The sequence below is a fragment of the Dellaglioa sp. CoH-57-MRSF-17 genome, from assembly GCF_056782015.1.
In genome coordinates this window covers 18,038-41,750 of the sequence record NZ_JBXAXY010000007.1, presented here as the reverse complement: position 1 = coordinate 41,750, position 23,713 = coordinate 18,038, and the positions used below count along the sequence as shown (strand labels likewise).

The following is a 23,713-nucleotide window of genomic DNA, read 5'->3' as shown; positions in this document are numbered from 1 at the left end:
ATTAAAAATGGACTCAGATTTTTTAAAAAAAGTTCGATCGAATGATAGATTAAGTGCTAAATTTATTATTTCTAGTCTATTTGATGTGTTTTTCGAAAATCATGGTGATCGAGTTGGCGAAGAGGATGCTTCCATTATTGGTGGGATTGGACTTTTTCATAAGTGCCCAGTGACAGTTATTGGCATTAATCGGGGCGTAAATTTAGAAGAACGTTTAGCCTATAATTTTGGTGCCGTGAAGCCAAGTGGGTATCGAAAAGCAATGCGATTACTAAATGAAGCTGAAAAATTTAAGCGACCTGTTGTAACGCTAATTAATATGCCCGGCGCAGATGCCAGCGTTAAATCAGAACAAACAGGACAGAGCTATATTATTTCTGAAATGATTTTAAAAATGGGTGCATTACAAGTGCCGAATATTGCCATTTTTTTAGGTGAAGGTCAAAGCGGTGGTGCACTGGCTTTAGCAAATGCAAATGCTATTATGATGGTTGAAAATAGCTTATTTTCAGTAGCATCTCCAGAAGCCGTTAGTGCTATTTTGAAGAAAACTAATCCAAATGAGATTGAAACAAGTTTGCCAATGACGGCTACTGAGTTATTTAATATTGGATTGATTGATGTGGTATTGCCAGAAACTAATCAGGCAGCAACAATAAGTCTAATGGACAGTAGTCTAAATGAATTGCTGAAGAACCTAGCGACTAAATCATCTAATGAACTTATTGAACAAAGAGAAATGAAATACCAAAAGTTTTTAGAAAATTGGTAAAAAAGAAACGGACCTCAAATTTTAATTGAGGTCCGTTTCTTTTTTATATCTATTTATTTAGAGAGTTGCTGTTCTAAACTAGTAAAGGCTTGTGTTGATTTGTTTAAACCTAATTGAGAACGAATAGCATTTGAGACGCGTTTCTTTTCAGTCGATGTTGGAACTTCATATGAAAGACCATCAACATCTGTACTTACTCCTTGCAAGAAATCAGAGTGAATTGATTCTGTAGCGGCGCTGTAGTTTGTTTCTACTGTGAGCATATCATTAAAACTAAGATCAGTTACCATGTTTCCGTCAATTGTTTTTAATAATTTTTTGTAGTTTGCGAGTGAATTTACAGATTTAGCTTTTCCGGTAATTGCTGTAATAATCTGTTTTTGACGTTTTTGACGGCCATAATCACCTAGTGGATCTGAATGACGCATTCGCGTATAAGCTAAGGCTTGTTTGCCGTTTAAATGGATTGTCTTACCTTTTTTATAATGAGTTCCTTCAAGTTTAAATGAAAGTAATGGTTTGACATCAACACCACCAACGGTATCAACAATTTTCTTTAATCCATTCATGTTAATTAACATATAATAATCAATTGGGATATCTAATAAATTTTGAACAGTATTAACAGCAGATGTTGAACCATCTTTGCCACCATAGGTATAGGCACTGTTTATTTTTGAAGAGCTTTCATCACTTCCGTCAATTTTAACTTGAGTATCACGAGGAATACTTGTTAAGGTAGTTTTATTTGTTGTTGGATTAACTGTTGCAACGATCATTGTATCCGTGCGTCCTGTATCACTTCGACCAAGTGCGCCAGTATCAGTCCCCATTAATAGAATTGAAAAAGGTTTTTTCTCACTCAAAATACTGGAAACATTTCTTAATTTTTTTGCTTTGGTTTTCTTGTAAGTTTTTGCGACGGTATCTTCAGTATGTGTGAATACTGAATAGGCATATACACCTCCAGAAGCAATACCTAAAATCATAATTATCAATAGTGTCCACAGTATTGGATGCTTATTTTTATTGCTTTGAGAACTGCCTTTTATTGGAGATGGCATTCCCAAGTTATTATTTTTAGCCATATTTATTCATACCTTTCATTACATTAATTAAGCTGATTATACGATAAAAAAAGGGATAAAAAGCAAAAAAAATTTTTTCTTACGGTATTATTAAATAATTGAAAAAATGTAAAAGAATGAAAAGGACAACTTTGATTAATTAAGTAATGTTAAATCAGTGAAAAACGACTAATTGTATTACGCTTTTGTCATTTTAATATAGAACTCGTAAATGCCTATTTAACAACAAATAAGAGGGATAAAAACAATGGAAATGGCCTTTTGTAACATTTGTGTAATCATACTGAAATTAAAAGATGTAAATTAAATTCGAATGTAAACTAACCGTAATGGTATGTACCTAAGAACCGTGCTATTCTATTCTAGTCGAGAAAAACGAATACGCTAAAATTAAATAATAATTATGAAATCAACTAGGAGAGTGCCTTTTGAAAATTAATAGTAAAATTGCTAAAGTAATGATGATGACAGCTACACTTATTGGAATGAGCGCAGTTGCAGAACAAGCTAACGCTTCAGATAGTGTAACTGAACTAACAAGCACGATTGCTAAATTAAATAGCAAGAGCACTAAAGTTGCTGCAAAATTAGCAACAATTAATAGTGAAATTACTTCAACTCAAGCTGAAGTTAAGGATGCTAAAGATACAGCTGCAAAACTTGAATCAGATCAATACAAATTAGGTAAGAAGATCAGCAGATTAAATGTTGAAATTTCACAAAGAGATTCACAATTAGCTGATCAAACACGTGCTTTACAAGTTGATGGAAGTACAGCAAGCATGGTTGAATTTGTTTCAGATTCAAAAAGTGTTGTTGATGCCTTCAAACGTGTGGGAACAGTTACAACATTAGTTGGTGCTGGTCAAAAAGCTGCTAAACAACAAAAAGCTGATAAAGCAGAAGTTAAATCTTCTAAAGTTGAATTAGATGAAAAGGCTGCAGATCAACAAAAAACAGTTAAAGAATATACAAACAAACAAGCTGAACTAGCGGTTAAACAAGCAAACGCAAATACATTAAAAGCACAAATTGATACAAAAAAATCAGATACACAATCATCTATCGATAAAGCAAAAGCAGCAGAAAAAGCTGCTGAAAAAGCAGCAGCAGAAACTAAAGCAGCAAATGAAAAGAACGATGCAGCAGCAGCAGATGCAGCTGCATCAAAAGCAACTGAAGCTGCAAGTACAGATACTTCAAGTAATAAAGCAGTAAAAAGCTCAAATACTTCAGCTTCAAGTGAAAAAGCTGTCACAACTTCAACTACAAATAGTTCAAGTAAAAAAGCAGCAACAAGTGCTGTGAGTGCTTCAAGTCTTGATACAAGTAGTATTACTGCTCTAGCAAGATCATTAACAACAAAGAGCATCCCATATGTATGGGGCGGAAAATCATTGAGCGGTTTTGATTGTTCAGGATTTACTAGTTATGTTTATGCTCATGCTGCTGGAAAATCTATTGGTGGCTACACTGTTGCTCAAGAAGGACAAGTTAGCTATGAATCAGTTTCTCAAGCACAACCTGGAGACTTACTTTTCTGGGGATCAAAAGGATCATCATACCATGTTGCTATCTACTTAGGTGGAAGTCAATTTGCTGAAGCTCCAACTGAAGGACAAAATGTTAAAATTAGCACAATGAGTGCTTACTGGAAACCAGATTTTGCTGGTCGAGTAAAATAAATAATTAAAAGACTTAAGACAACAATGTTGTTTTAAGTCTTTTTTGTTATAATGAGTATTAATGAAGAGTGAAGAAGGTTTTAATAATGGTTGAATTAGTCATGGTAAGACATGGTGAGAGTCTAGCAAATCAAAATAATGAATACACCGGTTGGACAGATGTTCCATTAACGGCTAAGGGCATCGCTGAAGCTAGAGTTGCAGGAACAGTTATTCTTAATACAAATATTCAATTTTCACAGGTTCATACATCTGTCTTAAAACGAGCTATTAAAACGAGTAATATTATGATGGAAGAAATGAATCAACTTTGGATTCCAATACAGAAAAATTGGCGTCTTAATGAACGACATTATGGTGCCTTGCGCGGTTTAAATAAAGATGAAACCAAACGTATCTACGGTATTAAACAAGTAGCCCAATGGCGCCGTAGTTATACGACTATCCCACCTAGTTTATCTGTACCTGATAATGATAGACGGTACAAGCAACGTGTTAAAAGTAGCTTACCAACATCAGAAAGCTTAGAAATGGCATTTAAACGGATTTTACCTTACTGGCAAGATGTCATTGCCCCAGAGTTAAGACAAGGTAATAACCAGTTGATTGTCGCACATGGCAGTACACTTAGGGTATTGATAAAATATTTAGAAAATATTTCAGATGCAGATATTGATGGCGTTGAGGTTCCGAATGGTGTCCCTATTTGGTATACATTAAATGATGATTTAACAATTAAAAGCAAAAAAATTTTAACACAAAAAAAGTAACAACAATTCAATATTGTTGTTACTTTTTTAATTATGCTAATGCACCCATTGGATCCCAAGGAGCAAGGACTTTAGGTTCTTCTTTTAGAATAGCTTGTAATTTTTCTGGTAAGAATTTTTTGTTAACGACAACTTGATAACAATATTCTTCCATCCAGTCATCACTCATAACGAAGAAGCCTTTATTACCAACTTTTTCGCCCCATGAGTTTTCAACTTTCCATTTGGTTGCTTGATCATTAACCAAATCAACACCTGTTAGAACCATAGCATGAGTCATTAGACTCTCACCGTAATCAAGGCGTTCAGCTTTTGATAAAGCTAGATCAATATTGAACAATTCATCTTTATGATAAAGTTCAGTATCCATAATACCAATTTGGCGTTCAGACGATTGACCAACATCACAACCGAACCAGACGCTCTCGCCAGATTGTAATTGTTTGATGGCAACATCTCTAAAATCAGCCATGTTAATGTTTAAATGGCGAATAGGACGCCCATCAACAACATTTCCAAGACGATCAACTGTGTACATATTATTGTAAGGTTTATCATCTGTTGGACCATTAATGATTGAGACGTATTCATCTAAGTCCCAACCGATAAATTTTTCATAGAATGTTTTTGGTGTTAAATTTTTATCAATATGATATTCATTATCAGAATCACGATATTCAAAGTCAAATGTTGCAGGAGGTTCACCAAAACTGTATGCTAATAAACGATAAATTTCAGTAAGTTTAGCTTCTTTGACGACTTCAATTTCTTTTGAACTTGTTCCGGCAGCAACGAGTTCACGTAAATCAACAGCATCTTTTCTTAATTTTAAGTTTAAAGTTGAATTGATTTCGCTTGATTTAGAACTATTATATGTTTCAGGCATCACAGATTGAGGAACAACACCATATTTTTCAATAATTGCAACGATCATATCCCATTGGCCGCCATCTTGTTGTGGAGTTGTCATTAACCATGAAACGGTACGGTCACTAGTTGGTTTATCAGCTGTTTCAAGAACATTTTGATAAAAGTAATTTGCTTTTTCAAGTTTATCCCAGAAGTAAGTGAAATTTTGTGACAATTCAAAATCTTTGGCAACTTTAAAATTTGTTTTCATGTCATGACGCATTGTATTTAATGCGGCGAACATCCAACAACGACCTGATTGCTTTTGGTTAGAAACATTACCAACATCCAGATCAATTGAGAAAACAGGTTCCATTTTAGCTTGGGCTTTTAAATCGTAACTATTTGCTAAAATACCATTTTTTGTAACGGCACGTTCAATAACTTCATGGCTTTCACGTGCATGTAAATTTTTTTGGAATTTTGCGAGTTGTTCTGAACTAATTGATTGTGTCAAAAAAATCACACTCCTATATAAGATTTAAGTACTGTGGCTATTATAATATATCTCGTTAGATTAGTAAACAATGTTAAAAAGAAAAGAAAATTCTCATTTTTAAATAAAATCAATTTGCGTATTTAAAAAGAGCCAATAAAAATTAGCTCTTCTTTAGAATTATTTAATTGTAAAGGTGTCAGAACGTGCGTGTAAAACTTCAGGACCATCTTGACGTCCAACGATAACCGTATTTACACAATCTAAAAATAGACCTTGTTCTACAACACCAACTTGTTTAGCTAAATAATCTTGTATGCTAGCAGGATCGTTTATTTCACCTAAATATAAATCGATGACAAAATTTTTAGAGTCAGTTAAAACATTTTCATTATCAACAGTTCTAAATTTGGGATTAAATCCTTTAGCTTCTAATTTTTTGAATAATTGATGACTACCGTAAGGGATAACTTCAACGGGAAGAGGGAATTTACCCAACGTATGAACCATTTTACTTTCATCAACAATCCACATATTTTGATTTGAATTAATAGCAACAATTTTTTCAAATAAATGAGCAGCACCGCCACCTTTAATACCTTGGAAATGGTCATCAATTTCATCTGCACCATCAATTGTTAAATCAATGTGGTCAACTTCATCAACTGATTTAACTGGAATACCAAGTGATTTTGCTTGTTCTTCAGTTCTAATTGATGTTGAAACACCGATAATTGATAAGTTTTCATTTTTAACACGTTGACCTAATGCATCTACCATAAATTTAACGGTTGAGCCTGTACCAAGTCCAACAACCATACCGTCTTTAATAAACTCGACAGCTTTTTGTCCAACTAATTTTTTTAAATTGTCTTGATTCATGTGTGTCACTCTCCTATTTTTTATTTAGGTGTATAAATTAATTCTAAAAGTTCTGGATGTTCACTAAAATAAAACTTTGTATAAGGGCATAATGGTAAAATAGTTTGCTGATTTAGAATAACTTGTTTAATTAAGTAATCAGTTGTACTTTTTGCAAGCCCTTGATGACGCTGATTGTCAGCTACCCAAGTATGTTCAATGACCATTGTCTGATTAGCATTAATCATGGTAAAACTAATTCGACTAATTAACTCGTCATTAACGTTGTACACGCGTAAATCGGTTTCATTTAGTTGGAAATCCATTTGAACACCTTCCCTTTGAATGTAATTATACCATTAAAAAATGCCCAAAAACTAGCCATTTATGTCATAAATGAGGTAAGATAAAAAGTAAACAGATTACGGGGATAAACAAATGAAAACAAGAGGATTTGAAATTGTTACTAAATATGCAGGGAAAATTGACTTACCCGTTCGATCAACAACAACTTCGGCAGGATATGACTTAGCTGCAGCTGAAGATTTTACATTACCTTCAATCTGGAAAAGTGGATTTTTAAAGGTTTTATGGCTAATTAGGCATCGTGAATCGGTGGCTGAAGAAGAGCTCATTCAAGCAAATAAAATTTTGAAACCTTATTTAATTCCCACAGGAATTAAAGCGTATATGCTAGATAATGAATTTTTATTATTAGCAAATCGTTCAAGTAGCCCCTTAAAACGTGGACTGATTTTACCAAATGGAATTGGTGTTATTGATTCTGATTACTATAATAACGAAAAAAATGAAGGTGAAATTTTCATACAAATTGTTAATTTTAGTTTAAAAGATCAAATGGTAAAAAAAGGAGATCGGATAGGCCAAGGGATTTTTATGCCCTATTTAACTGTTGATAATGAAAAGGTGACCGCTACAAAACGTATTGGCGGATTTGGTTCATCAGGTAAATAGTTATTATAGAATGATTAAGAATTTCAATTGAAATTACAGGTTGTCGTTTATGTGATAAAATATTAACAATAGAATTTATAATGAAAGGGTGGGGAGTTTGTATGGCAAAAGTAAAAACGCAATTTGTATGTCAAAACTGTGGATACACCTCACCAAAGTATTTGGGTCGTTGCCCTAACTGTAACGAATGGAACACGATGGTAGAAGAGCGTGAACAATCACAAAAAGCAGATCGTAAAGCTCGTGTCAGTTTTACTGGAGCTTCTGTTAAACCAGAACTATTAGATGATATCTCAATGGCAGAACAAGAACGTGTTGAAACTGAGTTAGGTGAATTAAATCGTGTTCTTGGTGGTGGTGTTGTACCCGGGTCATTAGTTTTAATTGGTGGTGATCCAGGCATTGGTAAATCAACATTACTTTTACAAGTTTCTGGTCAACTAAGCCAAACTGGCGGAACTGTCTTATATGTTTCTGGTGAAGAAAGTGCTGTTCAGATTAAAATGCGTGCACAGCGCCTCGGTGTTGGAGGTCAGAAATTTTATCTTTACCCTGAAACAGATATGGGTAATATTCGTCAAAATATTGAGACATTAAATCCTGATTACGTAGTCATTGACTCAATTCAAACAATGCAAGAACCAGAAATGTCTGCTGCAGTTGGCAGTGTTTCTCAAATTCGAGAAGTAACTGCTGAATTATTACAAATTGCTAAAACGAATGGTATTACGATTTTTATTGTTGGACATGTAACAAAAGGTGGTGCAATTGCTGGTCCCAAAATTTTGGAACATATGGTTGATACAGTCCTTTATTTTGAAGGAGATATGCATCACACGTTCCGTATTTTACGCGCTGTTAAAAACCGATTTGGTTCAACAAATGAAATTGGAATTTTTGATATGCGTGAAGGTGGGTTATTTGAAGTTGCAAACCCATCAGAAATTTTCTTAGAAGAACGTTTGGCTGGCGCAACAGGTTCTGCTATTGTTGTATCTATGGAAGGAACACGACCTATTTTGGTTGAAGTTCAAGCATTAATCACACCAACAGTTTACGGAACGGCGAAGCGTACAACTACAGGGCTTGATCACAATCGTGTGTCATTAATAATGGCCGTTCTTGAAAAACGTGCAAGTTTATTATTACAGAACCAGGATGCTTATCTTAAGGCGGCTGGTGGCGTAAAATTAGATGAACCAGCTATTGATTTAGCGATTGCTGTTAGTATTGCGTCAAGTTATCGAGATAAAGAAACAGACCCTGCAGACAGTTTTGTAGGTGAAATTGGATTGACTGGTGAAATTCGACGTGTTAATCGGATTGAACAACGGGTTGCTGAAGCACAAAAGCTTGGATTTAAACGAATTTTTATTCCTAAAAATAATTTATCAGGATGGACACCACCTAAAGGAATTACAGTTGTTGGTGTTGCTACACTAAGCGAAGCACTAAAAGTAGTGTTTAGTTAGAAAGGAGGAGTTGTCAATGCGTAGAAATATTATTAAAGGTGTTGTTGCACTAGTCGGCGGTGGAATTGGTGTTAGTTTGCTACCACTTTTTTGGAAATTAGTGAGTATTGCGGAGATTGGTATATTAAATAATAGTGTTGTTAATTTTTTAATAGGTGTCGGTTTAGCTCTTATTCTATCTTTATTTATCATAACGCCACTAGAAAAATTACTGGCAAATATTGAAAATTATTTAACTAATCAAAGCCCAATGATGCTACTAACAGCGAGTGTTTCAACTATTGTTGGTATGGTTATTGCAATTTTAATCTCAACACCATTCTATCGATCAGAAATATGGCTATTGAACACAATTGTACCCGTTTTGTTACTATTTTTACTTGGATACTTGGGTTTTGTTATAGGAACTAATCGTTTGGAGGATTGGCGTAAATTATTTGCATCAAAAAATAAGAAAAGTGATGTCGTTGAAAGTAGTTTACTAGACCGTAATGTCAATGATAATTATCATGAATATAAAATATTAGATACAAATATCTTAATTGATGGCCGGATTTATGATTTGATTAAAACTGGCTTTATTGAAGGAACATTATTAGTTCCTAATTTTGTTTTATATGAACTCCAATATATTGCAGATTCAGCTGATAGTATCAAACGTGTTCGGGGTCGTAGAGGATTAGATATTTTAAATAAACTTCAAGATGAAAAAATCATGCCGATTGAAATGTATGAAGGTGATTTTGAAGAAATTGAAGAAGTAGATAGTAAGTTAATTAAATTAGCTAAAACGATTGATGGGGTTATTGTCACAAATGATTTTAATTTAAACAAAGTTAGCGAATTTCAAAATGTCCAGATTTTGAATGTAAATGCACTAGCTAAATCATTGAAACCTCGGGTTATTCCTGGAGAACAATTACATGTTATGGTAATAAAAAATGGTTCTGAGCGTCAACAAGGTGTTGCTTATTTGGATGATGGAACAATGGTTGTCGTGGAAGAAGGAAAGTATTTCCTAAACAAATCAATTGACGTTGTCGTTACAAGTGCACTTCAAACGGATGCTGGAAGAATGATTTTTGCAAAACCATTACATTCAATGAAAAAAATAAACGATAAGAAATAAAGTCAATACTAAGATTATTGGCTTTATTTTTTATCCGATTCATTGTAAACTAGATTAGTTGAATAAAGCCTTAAATAAACGGTTTATATCGTAGTAACTAAATACAGAAAAAAGAAAGAGGCGTTATCATGGCTAAAAATAAAATTCGTGTCAGATATGCACCAAGTCCAACTGGACATTTACACATTGGAAATGCTCGTACCGCTCTATTTAATTACTTATTTGCGAGAAGTCAAAAGGGTACTTTTGTTATCCGTATTGAAGATACTGATACAAAGAGAAATATTGCTGATGGTGAACGCAGCCAACTAGATAACTTAAAATGGTTAGGCATGGATTGGGATGAAGGTCCTGACAAACCAGGAGAATTTGGTCCTTATCGTCAATCAGAACGTAAAGATATCTATTTACCATTAATCCAAGAATTAGTGGATAAAAATTTAGCTTACGAGTCATATAAAACAGAAGATGAACTCGAAGCAGACCGTGATGCTCAAAAAGCACGTAATGAAATGCCACATTATGAATACGAATATGCAGGTATGTCTGATGATGAGATTACTGCTAAAATTGCAGAGTCAAAAGCTGCCGGTTTAACACCTGTTATTCGTTTCCGTGTTCCAGCAAACAAAAAATACGAATTTAAAGATATTGTTAAAGGTGAAATTACCTTTGATTCCAATACTATTGGTGGCGATTTTGTTATTCAAAAACGTGATGGTATGCCAACATATAACTTTGCTGTTGTTGTTGATGATCACTTGATGGAAATTACGCATGTTCTTCGTGGGGATGACCATATTGCCAATACGCCTAAGCAATTGATGATTTATGAAGCATTTGGCTGGGATGCACCTATCTTTGGACATATGACATTAATTATCAATACAGAAACAGGAAAAAAATTAAGTAAACGTGATGAAAATGTTCTCCAATTCATTGAACAATATCGTGAATTAGGCTACTTGCCAGAAGCTATGGTAAACTTCATTACCTTATTAGGCTGGTCACCAGTTGGCGAAAGTGAAATTTTCTCTCGCCAAGAATTGATTAAAATGTTTGATCCTAAACGTTTAAGCAAGTCACCAGCTTCATTTGATGGTAAAAAATTAGAATGGATTAATAATCAATATATTAAAACAGCTGATGAAGATAAAGTAATGGATTTGGCTTTACGTCAATTAATTCAAGATGGTAAAATTGAAGCTGATCCAAGTGCAGAAAGAATTGAATGGGCTCGTAAATTAATTAGCCTTTATAAGCAACAAATGTCATATACAGGTCAAATTACTGAAATGGCAGAAGTATTTTTAAGCGAACCACCTGTTCTTGATGATGAAGCAAAGGCAGAGTTAGCTGTTGAAACAGCACCAACAGTTTTAAAAGAATTTGCTGAACGCATTAAAACGATTGATATTTTTGATGCTGTTGCTATCCAAGCAACAATTAAATCAATTCAAAAAGATACAAAAATTAAAGGTCGTCAATTATATATGCCAATCCGTATTGCAACAACGCGTGAAATGCATGGACCAGAACTACCAGCATCAATCGAATTGCTTGGTCGTGAAAAAGCATTAGCTCATTTGAACAAAACGTTAGAAGAAATGAATACAAAATAATTTTTGATAAGAGAGAGTAACAACTTATTGGCGTTTTTTAGAAAGTTTTCGGTGATGTGAGAAAACAAACGTTAGTTGTGAAGTGCCTCTTTAAAATGCTATGATGAACAAAGTAATTATAGTCGTGTAATGAACGTTAACTCATTGTTGGATGTAGGTTCACTACATCTTAAGGAGTGGAACAACGTTGAAGACGTCTTTTATAAGTATATAAAAGACGTCTTTTTTTAACAAAAAGATTAAATGGCGGGTGATAAAATGATTTCAATTTATAATACATTAACGAATCAAAAAGAGGTTTTTAAACCACTTGTGTCTGGGAAAGTTAGTATGTACGTTTGCGGGCCAACCGTTTATAACTATATTCATATTGGAAATGCGCGAAGTGCTATTGCGTTTGATACAATTCGTCGATATTTTGAATATCGTCATTTTAAAGTTAACTATGTATCTAATTTTACAGATGTTGATGATAAAATGATCAAAGCTGCTAAAGAAGACCATATAACAGTTCAACAATTAGCCGATAAGTTTATTGCTGCTTTCATGGAAGATACCAAGGCATTGGCGATTGAACCAGCAACTAAAAATCCAAAGGCGACAGAAAATATTGATGATATCATTCAATTTATATTAAATTTAATTGATAAAGGTTATGCTTATGTATCTGATGGGGATGTTTATTTTAGAACGCGTAAATCTCCAGATTATGGTAAATTATCTGATCAAAATATCAACGAATTAGAACAAGGTGCCAGTCAGCATGTTGATACTGAAGAAACGGCTCGAAAAGAAGATGAAATTGATTTTGCACTTTGGAAATCAGTCAAAAATGATGATCTTTCTTGGAACTCTCCATTTGGTAAGGGCCGTCCGGGTTGGCACATTGAGTGTTCTGTAATGGCAACAAAATACCTAGGTCCAACGATTGATATTCATGGTGGTGGACAGGATTTAATGTTTCCACATCATGAAAATGAAATCGCTCAAAGTGAAGCTGAAACGGGTCAAAAATTTGCTAACTATTGGATGCATAATGGATTTGTAACAATTGGTGAAAATGATGAAAAAATGAGTAAATCACTAGGTAATTTTGTTACGGTGCATGATATGATTAAAGAAGTCAATCCACAAGTTATCCGTTTCTTTATGGCAACAACGCATTACCGCCGTCCAATTCAGTATAGCCAAGCGAATATTGATGAAGCGACTAATAATTTAAATAAATTGAAAACAGCATTTGATAACTTAACTTATCGATTGAACGATGCTATTTCAGGAGAAAATAAATTAATAGAAAATCAAATTAATGAGAGCTTATCCAATTTTGAAACTGCTATGGATGATGATTTTAATTCACAAAATGGTATTGCAGTTATCTATGATTTAGCTAAGAAAATGAATGTCTATTCTGAAAACAAACAAGTGGAACGAGATTCAATTAATCACTTGTTAGAAATTTTTAAAGAAATGACATCAGTTTTTGGATTAGCTTTTGGACAAGTAGCTGATGCTCTAGATATCAGAGTTGAAAAATTAATTGCACAAAGAATAGAAGCTAAGAAACAAAAAGATTTTCAAAAAAGCGATGAAATTCGAGATCAACTTGCAGCAGAAGGAATTATTTTGGAAGACACACCACAAGGAACTAGATGGAGAAAAGACTAATGGAAAATAATGCAGATTATCAACAAATGAATGGGATTGCGTTAGCTTATATGGGCGATGGTATTTATGAAGTATTTGTTCGTAAACACTTACTTGTACAAGGACTTACAAGACCAACTCAATTACACCATCAAGCAACACATTATGTATCAGCCAAAGCACAAGCTTTCTTGATAGATAAAATGACAGAAAATAATATTTTAACTGAAGAAGAAATAGACTACTTTAAACGTGGACGTAATGCTAAAAGTCATACTTCAGCTAAAAATACATCAGTAATAACGTATCGTATTTCAACTGGATTTGAAGCATTGTTTGGCTACTTATTTTTGAGTAATCAAAACGATAGATTGGCCGAATTGGCAAAATGGTGTATTAACACCGTTGAAAAGGAGAACTTAAATGGGACAACCAAGAAGTAGTGAAGAGGCTGGCGATTTTATTATTGGTCGTCACCCTGTAGAAGCAGCGTTAAAAAGTAATCAATCAATTAACAAATTATTTTTACAAACTGGATTAAAATCAGATGTTTTAAGTGGTATTGAACAGTTAGCTAAGAAAAAAGGTATTATCACACAACTAGTTCCTAAAAGTAAATTAGATTTATTATCAGATCAACAAAATCACCAAGGCGTTATTGTAGCAGTTGCCGCATTTGAATATGCAACTATTGAAGATCTTTTCAAAAGTGCAGCTGATAAAGATGAACCACCATTTTTCCTTATTTTAGATAATGTTGAAGATCCACATAACTTAGGATCAATTATGAGAACAGCCGATGCTGCGGGTGTACATGGAATTATTATTCCAAAACGTCGCGCAGTCGGTTTAACGTCAACAGTTGCTAAGACGTCAACAGGTGCAATTGAATATATGCCAGTTGCTCGCGTAACTAATTTGGTAAATACTGTAAATGAATTGAAAAAGGCCGGATTATGGGTCTTCGGAACAGATATGGATGGACAAGATTATCGTGAATGGGATGCTAAAGGACCCACAGCCCTCGTAATTGGTAACGAAGGTAAAGGTATTTCACCGTTATTGAAAAAAGCTTGTGATGGTATGTTGACTATTCCAATGGTTGGACACGTTCAAAGTTTAAACGCCAGTGTCGCAGCCAGTTTACTTATTTATCAAGGATTTACTTCTAGGGGTAAATAATAATGAAAAAGCAAATTTTGGTTGTAGATGCCTATAATATGATTGGTAATTGGCCAGAATTAAATCGATTGAAACAATCAGAGCGACTTGATGAAGCACGTGACTTGCTACTGCACAAATTATCAAATTATCATAAACAGATTGACTCTCGGTTAATCGTTGTCTTTGATGCAATGTATGTTCCAGGACTATCAAAGAGTTATACAAAATATGGATTAGAGATTATTTGGACAGCAGAGGGTCAGACGGCTGATAGTTATATTGAAGCAATGATAGGTGAGTTACAGACTAAACTCACACAGGTAACTGTTGCAACGAGTGATCAAGCAGAACAGTGGACTATTTTCTCACAAGGTGCATTAAGAATTCCTGCATGGGAGTTATACAAAGACATTAATGAATCTAAAAAAGAAGTTGCTCAACAAGCCAAAAAATATCAAACGGAGGCATCGGTTCGTCGTTCACCATGGGACTCAGAACAATTAGATAGTCTGGCTGAATTGCGTGATCACCTATCACATGACTAAGCAACTGTTGTAATCAGTCATTATGTTTGGTATATTGAAAAATGGAGACCCGGATATGGAGAGTCTACTTGTTAGATGAAACTTACCGGAGTACTGAAAACGAAACAGATTTTCAATTGATTTGCCAAATTAAATTAGGTGCAGAACATAAATTTGAACCGTTATTTGAACGATATCGTCCAATGGTTTATTCGATGATTCGTAAATACTATCTAAAATTATGGGATACTGAAGATTTTTTACAAGAGGCTAGAGCTGTTTGTTTTAAAGCATTAAAAAATTACCAACCGAACAAAGGAATTACGTTTGGACAGTATTTTAAAACCAGTCTATCGAATTGTATTTTTAGTTTAATTCGCAAACAATCAGCGACTAAAAGGCTGTCTGATGCGAACTCGCATTCTTTGGAACGATATGAAGAAACTTATGGTGAATGTGAACGGCCTTCGTTTTATTGTGAGATATTGGCAGATGACAGAATTATCCTTCAAGAAAAATTGGATGATTTTGAATTGAAATTGTCAGAGTTAGAAAGAAGTACTTTTGTTTTACTTTATTATCAAATGAAAAAGCCAGAAGAAATTGCGCTTATTTTAGAGTGCGATATGAAAAAGGTATTAGGATCTATCTCAAGGTGTAAGAGTAAGCTTGGGTTATTTTTTAAAGAAAATCGATAATTAGGAAAGAAAGAAAAGAGGGTGGTTCCTTTTTTCTTTCTTTTAATGTAAAATGAGTGTATTCTTTAAAAATGTTAGTCGAAGTTAGCGTTAGTTAACTTTACATTAAGGAGAAAAAGTCATGGCACAAAGAAAAGTAGCATTGGCTTGTATCGTTTGTGGCTCACGAAATTATATTGTAGCTGCAAAACCGAGCAGAACCGAACGCTTAGAAGTAAATAAATTTTGTAAATATTGTAATAAACATACGTTACATCGTGAAACAAAATAGGGGGATAGTTATGAGAAAAATTAATGCATTTCTTAAAAGTGTTATCGTAGAAATTAAAGCAACAACTTGGCCAACAGGTAAGGAACTACGTCGTGATACAACAACTGTTGTTGTAACTGCAATTATGTTTGCGATTTTCTTCTGGATTGTTGATTCAGGTGCTTCTGCATTCTTAACCCTATTTTCATAGAAGAATAGCTATTTAACTGATGTTTTGATATAATGACACAAGTGAGAAAACTTCGTTGATGCGGAGTTTTTTTTGTTTGAGAAAAATGAAGCTGATAATTTAAGGAGAGATATATATAATGGAATCAATCGAAAAAAGTTGGTATGTCTTACATACTTACTCTGGTTACGAAAATAAAGTTAAAACAAATATTGAATCACGTGCACAATCAATGGGTATGGAAGATTTTATTTTCCGTGTAGTTGTTCCTGAAGAAGAAGAACGTGAAGTTAAAAATGGTAAAGAAAAAACAGATATGAAGAAAACATTCCCTGGATATGTTTTAGTTGAGATGGGTATGTCAGATGAATCATGGTATGTTGTTCGTAATACACCAGGCGTAACTGGGTTCGTTGGTTCTCATGGGGCCGGAAGTAAACCAGCACCACTATTACCTGAAGAAGTAGAATTGATTCTTCGTCGTTTGGGTATGAGTGCTCGTCATCAAGAATTGGACATTGAAATTGGTGAATCTGTCACAATTATTGAAGGTGCATTTGCTAACCTTATCGGTAAAGTAACGGAAATTGATAATGAAAAATTAAAACTTAAAGTTGATATTGATATGTTTGGTCGTGAAACAAGTACAGAATTGAACTTTGATCAAGTAGATAAATTATTAGGCTAGGGTGATAACTCACAAAAGTAGAAGGTGATTTAATGACTAAGGGACTTTTGAAGATAGGCTTGTTAGGTCTAGGAGCAGGCACAAGTTTTTTCATTGGGAATAAATTTAGACGATTAGGGCATGTTTCAATTGATGCCTCTGATCCAATTGTACCTAGCGACAAGATGACCCCAACACTATTTGTTCACGGTTATAGTGGTAATCGACTTTCTTTTGGCCCAATGATTGCCCGTTTTGAACGAGCAGGCTATGGTCGTAAAGATATGGTTATCATAGTTGATGATAATGGTAGTTTACATGTTGAAGGTCAATTAAGATCTGCGCAACCATTCATTCAAGTTTTATTTAAAAATAATATAGCTCCTGTTGAAAAACAAAGCTTATGGTTACATTATATTATGCAATTTTTATATGGCGCTTATGCCATTGAAAAGGTCGATTTTGTTGGGCATTCAATGGGTAGTGTCAGTATATTACGCTATATGACAGAATACAGAGATATGACTGATGTCCCAATGGTGGCACATGCCATTTCAATTGGTGCACCATACAATGATCATAATGTAGCACAAAATACGCCTATCATTGAAGATTTATTTTTAACTGATAAAGGTCCAGTGGAAACGACTTCACTCTACCAGTATTTTGAAAAGGCAATGCAGCATCTACCGGAGAATTTACAATTTTTAAATATTGCTGGCGATTTGAAAAATGGCAATGATGGCGCTGTTTCCATTAATAGTGTTTTATCACTTCGCTATTTAGTTGAAAATCAGCTTAATTATCAGGAACTTATTGTGAGCGGTCGAAGAGCAGCACACAGATTATTACATGAAAATAAACGAGTTGATGAATCAATTTACACATTTTTATGGAAAAAGCATAAATAAGATTGCGTGGAACCCATCTGGGTGTTATATTATATTAGTATGTTCTGCATACAGTGGGAGGAGAAATTTATATCTCCATTTACCACGCACGGATTTTACAAGGAGGTATGTCACGTGGCTAAAACAGTAGCAAACGTCGTTAAATTACAAATTCCAGCAGGGAAAGCAACTCCTGCTCCACCGGTTGGTCCTGCATTAGGACAAGCTGGTATTAATATCATGGGCTTTACAAAGGAATTCAATGCACGTACAGCTGACCAAGCTGGTATGTTAATTCCCGTTGTAATTAGTGTTTACGAAGATCGTTCATTCGATTTCGTTACAAAAACACCACCCGCAGCAGTTCTTTTAAAGAAAGCTGCAGGCGTTGAAAGTGGTTCTGGCGAACCTAACACTAAAAAAGTTGCAACAGTAACTAGTGCTCAAGTTCAACAAATCGCTGAAACTAAAATGCAAGATCTAAACGCTTCAGGTGTTGAATCTGCAATGCGCATGATCGAAGGAACTGCACGAAGCATGGGATTCGTTGTAGAAGGTTAATTCCTAACTACAAACACGCTTCTCGGTCGGATACTCTATGAAAATAGATGTATCAAGTGGGAGGTTTATCCGTTAGACCACATATTGCAAGGAGGAAAATTCAAGATGGCTAAAAAAGGTAAAAATTATCAAGACGCTTTAAAACAAGTTGAAGAAGGTAAAAACTATTCAATTACTGATGCAATCGCATTAGCTAAGAAAATGGACTTTGCTAAGTTTGACGCTACAATTGAACTTGCTTACAACTTAAACTTAGATACAAAACAAGCAGACCAACAATTACGTGGGGCTGTTGTACTTCCAAATGGTACTGGTAAAGACCAAACTGTTGTTGTATTCGCTAAAGGCGATAAAGCTAAAGCTGCACTTGCAGCCGGCGCTGACGTTGTTGGTGATGATGACTTGGTTGAACGTATTTCTGGTGGCTGGTTAGATTTTGATGTTGCTATTGCAACACCAGATATGATGGCCCAAGTTGGACGTTTAGGCCGTGTCTTAGGACCTAAAGGTTTAATGCCTAATCCTAAAACAGGTACTGTTACAATGGACGTTGAAAAAGCAGTTTCAGAATCTAAAGCCGGCAAGGTAACTTACCGTACTGATAGAGATGGAAATGTTCATGTTCCAATTGGTAAAGTATCATTTGATGATGCAGCATTAATTGGTAACTTTGATGTTATCAACGATGTTATTGTTAAAGCTCGCCCATCATCAGTTAAGGGTGGCTATATCAAACATTTATCTGTTGCTACAACATTTGGTCCAAGCTTAAACTTGGCTCAAAACTAATATTAGATAATTAAATTTCTTTAGTTGACCCATATATCTAACTGTGTTAAATTTATGGAAGTCAATTAATTTATGATTCTACCGAAGACTCAGGTGGCGCAAGCCTTAATTTACCTGCCGAGGAGTGAAGTATTACTCTCTCTGTGTCTTGGTGGACACGGAGTTTTTTTATTGTAAAAAAGCTCTGACACGACTACAGGAGGTGAATCAATTATGAGTAAAGAATTTATCGCACAAAAAGCATTAATTGTGGATGAAGTAACTGAAAAATTCAATAACGCTGCATCTGCAGTTGTTGTGGATTACCGTGGTTTAACGGTTGAACAAGTGACTGCATTACGTAAGGAATTACGCGAAGCAGGCGTTGAAATGAAAGTTATCAAAAACAAGATTTTAGTACGTGCTGCTGAAAAAGCAGGGTATGAAGGTATGGAAGAAGTATTTTCTGGACCTACTGCAGTCGCATTTTCTAGCGAAGATGTTGTTGCACCTGCACGTATTATGGCTAATTTTGCTAAGACTGCTGAAGCACTTAGCATTAAAGGTGGTGTCATTGAAGGTAAAGTTGCAACGTTAGAAGAAATTAACGCTCTTGCTACATTACCTAGTCGTGATGGCTTACTTTCAATGTTACTTTCAGTATTACAAGCACCTGTTCGCAACGTTGCTTATGCAATTAACGCTGTTGCAGAAAGTAAAGACGAAGAACCTGCTGCTTAATACTTAGCATCTATGATCGGTACCTAAAGGTACACACAAAATCGTACACATAAAATGGAGGATACACACATGTCATTAGATACAGAAAAAATCATTGCTGATTTAAAAGAAGCAAGCATTTTAGATTTAAACGACTTAGTTAAAGCAATCGAAGAAGAATTCGGTGTTTCAGCTGCTGCTCCTGTAGCTGCTGCTGGCGCTGGTGCTGGCGAAGCTGCTGCTGAAAAATCAGAATTTACTGTTGAATTAACAGAAGCTGGCGACCAAAAAGTTAAAGCTATCAAAGCCGTTCGCGAAATTACAGGTTTAGGCCTTAAAGACGCTAAAGGTTTAGTTGATAACATTCCATCAGTTATCAAAGAAGGTATTTCTAAAGACGAAGCTGAAGCAATGAAAGCTTCTTTAGAAGAAGTTGGCGCAGTAGTTACTCTCAAATAATAATATTTTTATTTTTGAATAATTTTAAGCACGATGATTTCCAATTTATTGGAAATCATCGTGCTATTTTTTTGCAAAATGTTTGGTTATGTTAATAAATCGTGGTAAGGTATTTAAATAAACATATATCTGAAAAAATATTGAATAAAATGGACAAAATGTAGAGGGGGTAAGCTATAAACGAACATAATTAGAAGCGTCTATTTAAAGGATAGCGATAACTATTCCAATATTAGCGTTTGAAATCTCTTTAAAATTAGAAATTCGTCGAATTATTAATTAATGTTAAACTTTTTCTATATACATCATTAGTTATTTATTAATGTCCACAGTTTGGCATGATCACCAGCGCTTATTTAAAATTAGTTAGTATGTAGATAAAAGAGTTAATTTAGAAATAGTAACTAGATCGAAGCAAATTATTTTTATGGTGATGTTAGTTATTTTATACCAAATTTTACATAGACTACATTAATTTTATTAACGATATAGACTTTATTGTGAAATGAAGGTTACGTAGAACAAAAGAAAAAATAGTATTATATATTCCGGGGGGAGTATAAGTAACAAAAAATAAATCGGGGGATTCAAAAAATGAAAAAAATAATTAGTACGTGTAATGAATTTATTAAAAAAAGATTAACAGCAATTAAGCTTTTATTTGTTTTATCAGTTTTAATTTTTGTTATTATCCAAGTTGGACAAATATTTAAGGATATAAATGGTGAACAAGTTCAGCAAAGTTTTGAATCACAGTCAGTAAAATCCATTATATTAATGTTGGTAATTGGATTTATTGCTGTCCTTCCGATGATGATTTATGATTTTGTCATGGTTAAATTTTTACCAGAAAAGTATTCTTGGCGATACATTCTTCAAAGCGGTTGGATAACGAATACAATGACTAACATAGCAGGATTTGGTGGCCTACTAGGTGCATCACTTAGAGCTAATTTTTATAGTAAAAATGCGTCTAAAAAACAGGTGCTATTTGCTATATCAAAAATAGCATTATTTTTAGTTGCGGGTCTATCACTATATTGTTGGGTTTCTTTATTCATGATTTTTGGATTAAATATTGGACCACAATTCGGACAGTATTGGGTCTGGTTGTTATTAGGTGGCCTATATTTTCCAATTGTTTTTATTATTACAAAGACAAGAGATTCAGAATTTTTTGCAGATTTAACATTAGGTCGTGAACTAACGTTAATACTTGGCTCTTCCTTAGAATGGGGATCTGCTGGTTTATTTTTCATTTATATCGGATTTATGATGAATGTTGATACATCTAATTTAGTTGCTGTCTTCCCGTTATTTATTATCGCATCAATTATCGGTGTTATTTCAATGATTCCGGGTGGGTTAGGTTCTTTTGATGTCTTTATGATTTTAGGGTTACAAACATTAGGTGTACAGGATAGCACAGCTGTTATCTGGTTATTGTTTTATCGATTATTTTATTATATATTCCCATTCTTAGTGGGGGTATTATTATTCGTTAAAGATTCAGGACATCGTCTTAATGAGTACTTAAATGGACTACCAGTTATCTTACTCAGTAGAGTAGCACATTTTATACTTGTGTTATTTTTCTATATGACAGGTATCATCTTATTACTTGCTTCAACGGTTCCAGAATTTACATTTACTAATCCAATTATTAATTACTTATATCCTTATACCTTTTATTTCATTCATCAAATGAGTAATATTATACTTGCATTCTTAATGATTGGGATTGGTCGAGGTATTGAATCTAAAGTTAAACGTGTCTATTGGCCAATGATTATCTTTGTTGTCGTGGGTATTGCTAATACATTGTGGCATGATTTCTCAGTAACAATACTTATTTTCTTAACTATCATTCTCATTTGTGCACTATTATCTAAACCAATATTTTATCGTGAAAGATTTGAATATTCATGGGGCCGTTTATTAATTGATGGAAGTATATTTGCTGGAACATTCATTTTATACACAATCGTAGGATTCTATAACATGCCAGAATTCCACTTTAAGGGTAAAGTTCCAGATGTATTCTTATTTCCTTCAGAAAAGATATGGCTATCAGGATTCCTAGGTTTACTTTCTGCAGTTGTGGTGTTATGGATTGCATTTACGTACTTATCTGGTAAGGATAAACGATTTGGTAAGCAAGATTTTCCAGCAGATCGTGTTAAAAATGTAATTGATACTTATGGTGGTAATGAAGTCAGTCATCTTTCATTTTTAAAGGATAAAAATGTTTATTTCTATCAAAATGATGGACAGGACGAAGTATTTTTCCTTTATCAAAAAAAATCGAATAAATTAGTGGTTATGGGTGAACCTGTTGGTAATCATGAGTTTATTCGTGAAGCAATTAATCAATTTATTGTTGACGCAGATATTGAAGGATTAGAATTAGTTTTTTATGAAGTTGATGCGAAGTTAACAATGATGTTACATGAAGTTGGATTTGATTTCATTAAAACGGGTGAAGAAGGTTTTGTTAGAGTAGCTGAATTTGAATTGGCTGGTAAAAAAAGACGTTCTGAACGTGCTTTAATGAATAAATTTGAACGAGAAAACTATACATTTGCAATGATCGAGCCCCCTTATTCAAAGGAAACTATTCAAGAATTGAAAAAAATATCTGATAGTTGGCTGAATGGACAAGCTGAAAAAGGATTTTCTTTAGGATTTTTCGATGAATATTATCTTAATCAAGCGCCTATTGCTATTATTAATGATTCTGAGGGACATAAGGTTGCCTTTGCGACAATGATGCCAACCGGAAATAATAGGGTCTTATCGATTGATTTGATGAGATATAGTAGAGAAGAAGCGCCATCTGGTATTATGGATAAAATCTTTATTAGCCTTTTTCAACAAGCAAAAGAAGGCGGCTATGAATTATTCGATATGGGTATGGCACCATTGTCGAATGTAGGTGAATCTAAATTTAGTTTTGCGGAAGAAAAAATAGCTCATTTAATTTATGAATATGGGTATCATTTTTATGGTTTCCAGGGACTAAAGAAGTATAAAAATAAATATGTAACTAAATGGCAGCCAAAATATATTTCATTTAGGAAACGTAGTTCGATTGCCTTTACGTTATTACAGATTTTAGCAGTTGTAAATCAAAAAAAATCAGTAGATAAAAAGGATAGAATGCCTAGCCCTATAATGAAGTTTTTAATAAAGAATATTAGATAATATAGTATATTAAAAGGGTAGAGATATATATTATTTGAGACACCAAGACATAATTCCGGTAAAATATCGGAATTATGTCTTTTAATTTGCAAGAAATACGTTTGTTATGAAGCAAAAGAAACTCTAAATGTAGTGAACAAATAGTTAATTTAACGTACTTTTAGTCTGGAAACTGCGTATGATGATTGCTTTCTTACTCGATTATTTAGATATAAAAATGCCTCACAATTACTAGACTTATGTCTAATAATT

At 33.9% G+C, this 23,713-nt stretch carries 25 protein-coding genes and 1 other annotated feature; of the genes, 21 read left to right on the top strand and 4 right to left on the bottom strand.

Going from position 1 to position 23,713, the window contains the following annotated elements:
• The first annotated feature begins 7 nt into the window (after positions 1-7).
• On the top strand, positions 8-772 hold the full coding sequence (accA, locus tag AC1RPJ_RS06960) for a carboxyltransferase subunit alpha (protein WP_481761881.1): 765 nt from the start codon (positions 8-10) through the stop codon (positions 770-772).
• Between the two features lie 53 nt (positions 773-825).
• Here accA and AC1RPJ_RS06955 read toward each other — a convergent pair whose 3' ends face one another.
• Positions 826-1,860: an LCP family glycopolymer transferase gene (locus AC1RPJ_RS06955; protein WP_481761882.1), complete on the bottom strand. Its 1,035-nt coding sequence runs from the start codon at positions 1,858-1,860 to the stop codon at positions 826-828.
• A gap of 428 nt (positions 1,861-2,288) precedes the next feature.
• Between AC1RPJ_RS06955 and AC1RPJ_RS06950 the strand changes: the two genes are divergently transcribed.
• Both AC1RPJ_RS06950 and AC1RPJ_RS06945 read left to right on the top strand, forming a co-directional pair.
• Positions 2,289-3,545, top strand: a complete 1,257-nt coding sequence (locus tag AC1RPJ_RS06950) for a C40 family peptidase (RefSeq protein ID WP_481761883.1) — start codon at positions 2,289-2,291, stop codon at positions 3,543-3,545.
• An 86-nt stretch (positions 3,546-3,631) separates the two neighbouring features.
• Complete coding sequence (locus tag AC1RPJ_RS06945; protein ID WP_481761884.1) at positions 3,632-4,315, top strand: 2,3-bisphosphoglycerate-dependent phosphoglycerate mutase; 684 nt, start codon at positions 3,632-3,634, stop codon at positions 4,313-4,315.
• A 31-nt stretch (positions 4,316-4,346) separates the two neighbouring features.
• Here AC1RPJ_RS06945 and AC1RPJ_RS06940 read toward each other — a convergent pair whose 3' ends face one another.
• From AC1RPJ_RS06940 to AC1RPJ_RS06930, 3 genes are all read right to left on the bottom strand, one after another.
• Positions 4,347-5,681: a C1 family peptidase gene (locus AC1RPJ_RS06940; protein WP_481761885.1), complete on the bottom strand. Its 1,335-nt coding sequence runs from the start codon at positions 5,679-5,681 to the stop codon at positions 4,347-4,349.
• A gap of 159 nt (positions 5,682-5,840) precedes the next feature.
• Entirely contained in the window at positions 5,841-6,542 is a 702-nt protein-coding gene (gene rpiA / locus AC1RPJ_RS06935; RefSeq protein WP_481761886.1) for a ribose-5-phosphate isomerase RpiA, read from the bottom strand.
• A 20-nt stretch (positions 6,543-6,562) separates the two neighbouring features.
• Positions 6,563-6,847, bottom strand: coding sequence for a GNAT family N-acetyltransferase (locus AC1RPJ_RS06930; protein WP_481761887.1), 285 nt, complete (start codon positions 6,845-6,847; stop codon positions 6,563-6,565).
• A gap of 112 nt (positions 6,848-6,959) precedes the next feature.
• Between AC1RPJ_RS06930 and AC1RPJ_RS06925 the strand changes: the two genes are divergently transcribed.
• From AC1RPJ_RS06925 to mprF, 18 genes are all read left to right on the top strand, one after another.
• Positions 6,960-7,496, top strand: a complete 537-nt coding sequence (locus AC1RPJ_RS06925; RefSeq protein WP_481761888.1) for a dCTP deaminase/dUTPase family protein — start codon at positions 6,960-6,962, stop codon at positions 7,494-7,496.
• A gap of 101 nt (positions 7,497-7,597) precedes the next feature.
• On the top strand, positions 7,598-8,968 hold the full coding sequence (gene radA / locus AC1RPJ_RS06920) for a DNA repair protein RadA (RefSeq protein WP_409021546.1): 1,371 nt from the start codon (positions 7,598-7,600) through the stop codon (positions 8,966-8,968).
• A 16-nt stretch (positions 8,969-8,984) separates the two neighbouring features.
• On the top strand, positions 8,985-10,097 hold the full coding sequence (locus AC1RPJ_RS06915; RefSeq protein ID WP_481761889.1) for a PIN/TRAM domain-containing protein: 1,113 nt from the start codon (positions 8,985-8,987) through the stop codon (positions 10,095-10,097).
• A gap of 128 nt (positions 10,098-10,225) precedes the next feature.
• Positions 10,226-11,719: a glutamate--tRNA ligase gene (gltX, locus tag AC1RPJ_RS06910; RefSeq protein WP_481761890.1), complete on the top strand. Its 1,494-nt coding sequence runs from the start codon at positions 10,226-10,228 to the stop codon at positions 11,717-11,719.
• A 258-nt stretch (positions 11,720-11,977) separates the two neighbouring features.
• Positions 11,978-13,387, top strand: a complete 1,410-nt coding sequence (gene cysS, locus AC1RPJ_RS06905; RefSeq protein ID WP_481761915.1) for a cysteine--tRNA ligase — start codon at positions 11,978-11,980, stop codon at positions 13,385-13,387.
• A complete protein-coding gene (locus tag AC1RPJ_RS06900; protein ID WP_409021543.1) occupies positions 13,387-13,809 on the top strand; it encodes a Mini-ribonuclease 3 in 423 nt (140 codons plus the stop codon). Before cysS ends, AC1RPJ_RS06900 begins: the two co-directional genes overlap by 1 nt.
• Complete coding sequence (rlmB, locus tag AC1RPJ_RS06895; protein ID WP_481761891.1) at positions 13,790-14,548, top strand: 23S rRNA (guanosine(2251)-2'-O)-methyltransferase RlmB; 759 nt, start codon at positions 13,790-13,792, stop codon at positions 14,546-14,548. Before AC1RPJ_RS06900 ends, rlmB begins: the two co-directional genes overlap by 20 nt.
• 2 nt (positions 14,549-14,550) lie before the next feature.
• Positions 14,551-15,075, top strand: coding sequence for an NYN domain-containing protein (locus AC1RPJ_RS06890; protein WP_481761892.1), 525 nt, complete (start codon positions 14,551-14,553; stop codon positions 15,073-15,075).
• Between the two features lie 68 nt (positions 15,076-15,143).
• Positions 15,144-15,752, top strand: coding sequence for an RNA polymerase sigma factor (locus tag AC1RPJ_RS06885; protein WP_481761893.1), 609 nt, complete (start codon positions 15,144-15,146; stop codon positions 15,750-15,752).
• Positions 15,753-15,873: 121 nt separating this feature from the next.
• Entirely contained in the window at positions 15,874-16,023 is a 150-nt protein-coding gene (gene rpmG, locus AC1RPJ_RS06880) for a 50S ribosomal protein L33 (RefSeq protein WP_057974231.1), read from the top strand.
• 10 nt (positions 16,024-16,033) lie between these two features.
• Entirely contained in the window at positions 16,034-16,213 is a 180-nt protein-coding gene (gene secE / locus AC1RPJ_RS06875) for a preprotein translocase subunit SecE (protein ID WP_057974232.1), read from the top strand.
• A gap of 115 nt (positions 16,214-16,328) precedes the next feature.
• The gene (gene nusG / locus AC1RPJ_RS06870) at positions 16,329-16,880 is read left to right on the top strand and encodes a transcription termination/antitermination protein NusG (RefSeq protein WP_409022813.1); all 552 of its coding nucleotides are present in this window, start codon (positions 16,329-16,331) and stop codon (positions 16,878-16,880) included.
• A 32-nt stretch (positions 16,881-16,912) separates the two neighbouring features.
• Positions 16,913-17,770: an alpha/beta hydrolase gene (locus tag AC1RPJ_RS06865; RefSeq protein WP_481761894.1), complete on the top strand. Its 858-nt coding sequence runs from the start codon at positions 16,913-16,915 to the stop codon at positions 17,768-17,770.
• A 114-nt stretch (positions 17,771-17,884) separates the two neighbouring features.
• The gene (rplK, locus tag AC1RPJ_RS06860; RefSeq protein WP_409021537.1) at positions 17,885-18,310 is read left to right on the top strand and encodes a 50S ribosomal protein L11; all 426 of its coding nucleotides are present in this window, start codon (positions 17,885-17,887) and stop codon (positions 18,308-18,310) included.
• Positions 18,311-18,415: 105 nt separating this feature from the next.
• Entirely contained in the window at positions 18,416-19,099 is a 684-nt protein-coding gene (rplA, locus tag AC1RPJ_RS06855; protein ID WP_409021536.1) for a 50S ribosomal protein L1, read from the top strand.
• A gap of 63 nt (positions 19,100-19,162) precedes the next feature.
• Positions 19,163-19,278 (top strand) — a sequence feature (ribosomal protein L10 leader region).
• Between the two features lie 34 nt (positions 19,279-19,312).
• A complete protein-coding gene (rplJ, locus tag AC1RPJ_RS06850) occupies positions 19,313-19,819 on the top strand; it encodes a 50S ribosomal protein L10 (RefSeq protein ID WP_481761895.1) in 507 nt (168 codons plus the stop codon).
• 69 nt (positions 19,820-19,888) lie between these two features.
• Positions 19,889-20,257 (top strand): 50S ribosomal protein L7/L12, encoded by a 369-nt coding sequence (gene rplL, locus AC1RPJ_RS06845; protein ID WP_409021534.1) that lies wholly within the window; start codon positions 19,889-19,891, stop codon positions 20,255-20,257.
• A gap of 594 nt (positions 20,258-20,851) precedes the next feature.
• Positions 20,852-23,461 carry a bifunctional lysylphosphatidylglycerol flippase/synthetase MprF gene (gene mprF, locus AC1RPJ_RS06840; protein ID WP_481761896.1) on the top strand — a complete coding sequence of 870 codons (2,610 nt, stop codon included), beginning with the start codon at positions 20,852-20,854 and terminating at the stop codon, positions 23,459-23,461.
• Positions 23,462-23,713 lie beyond the last annotated feature (252 nt).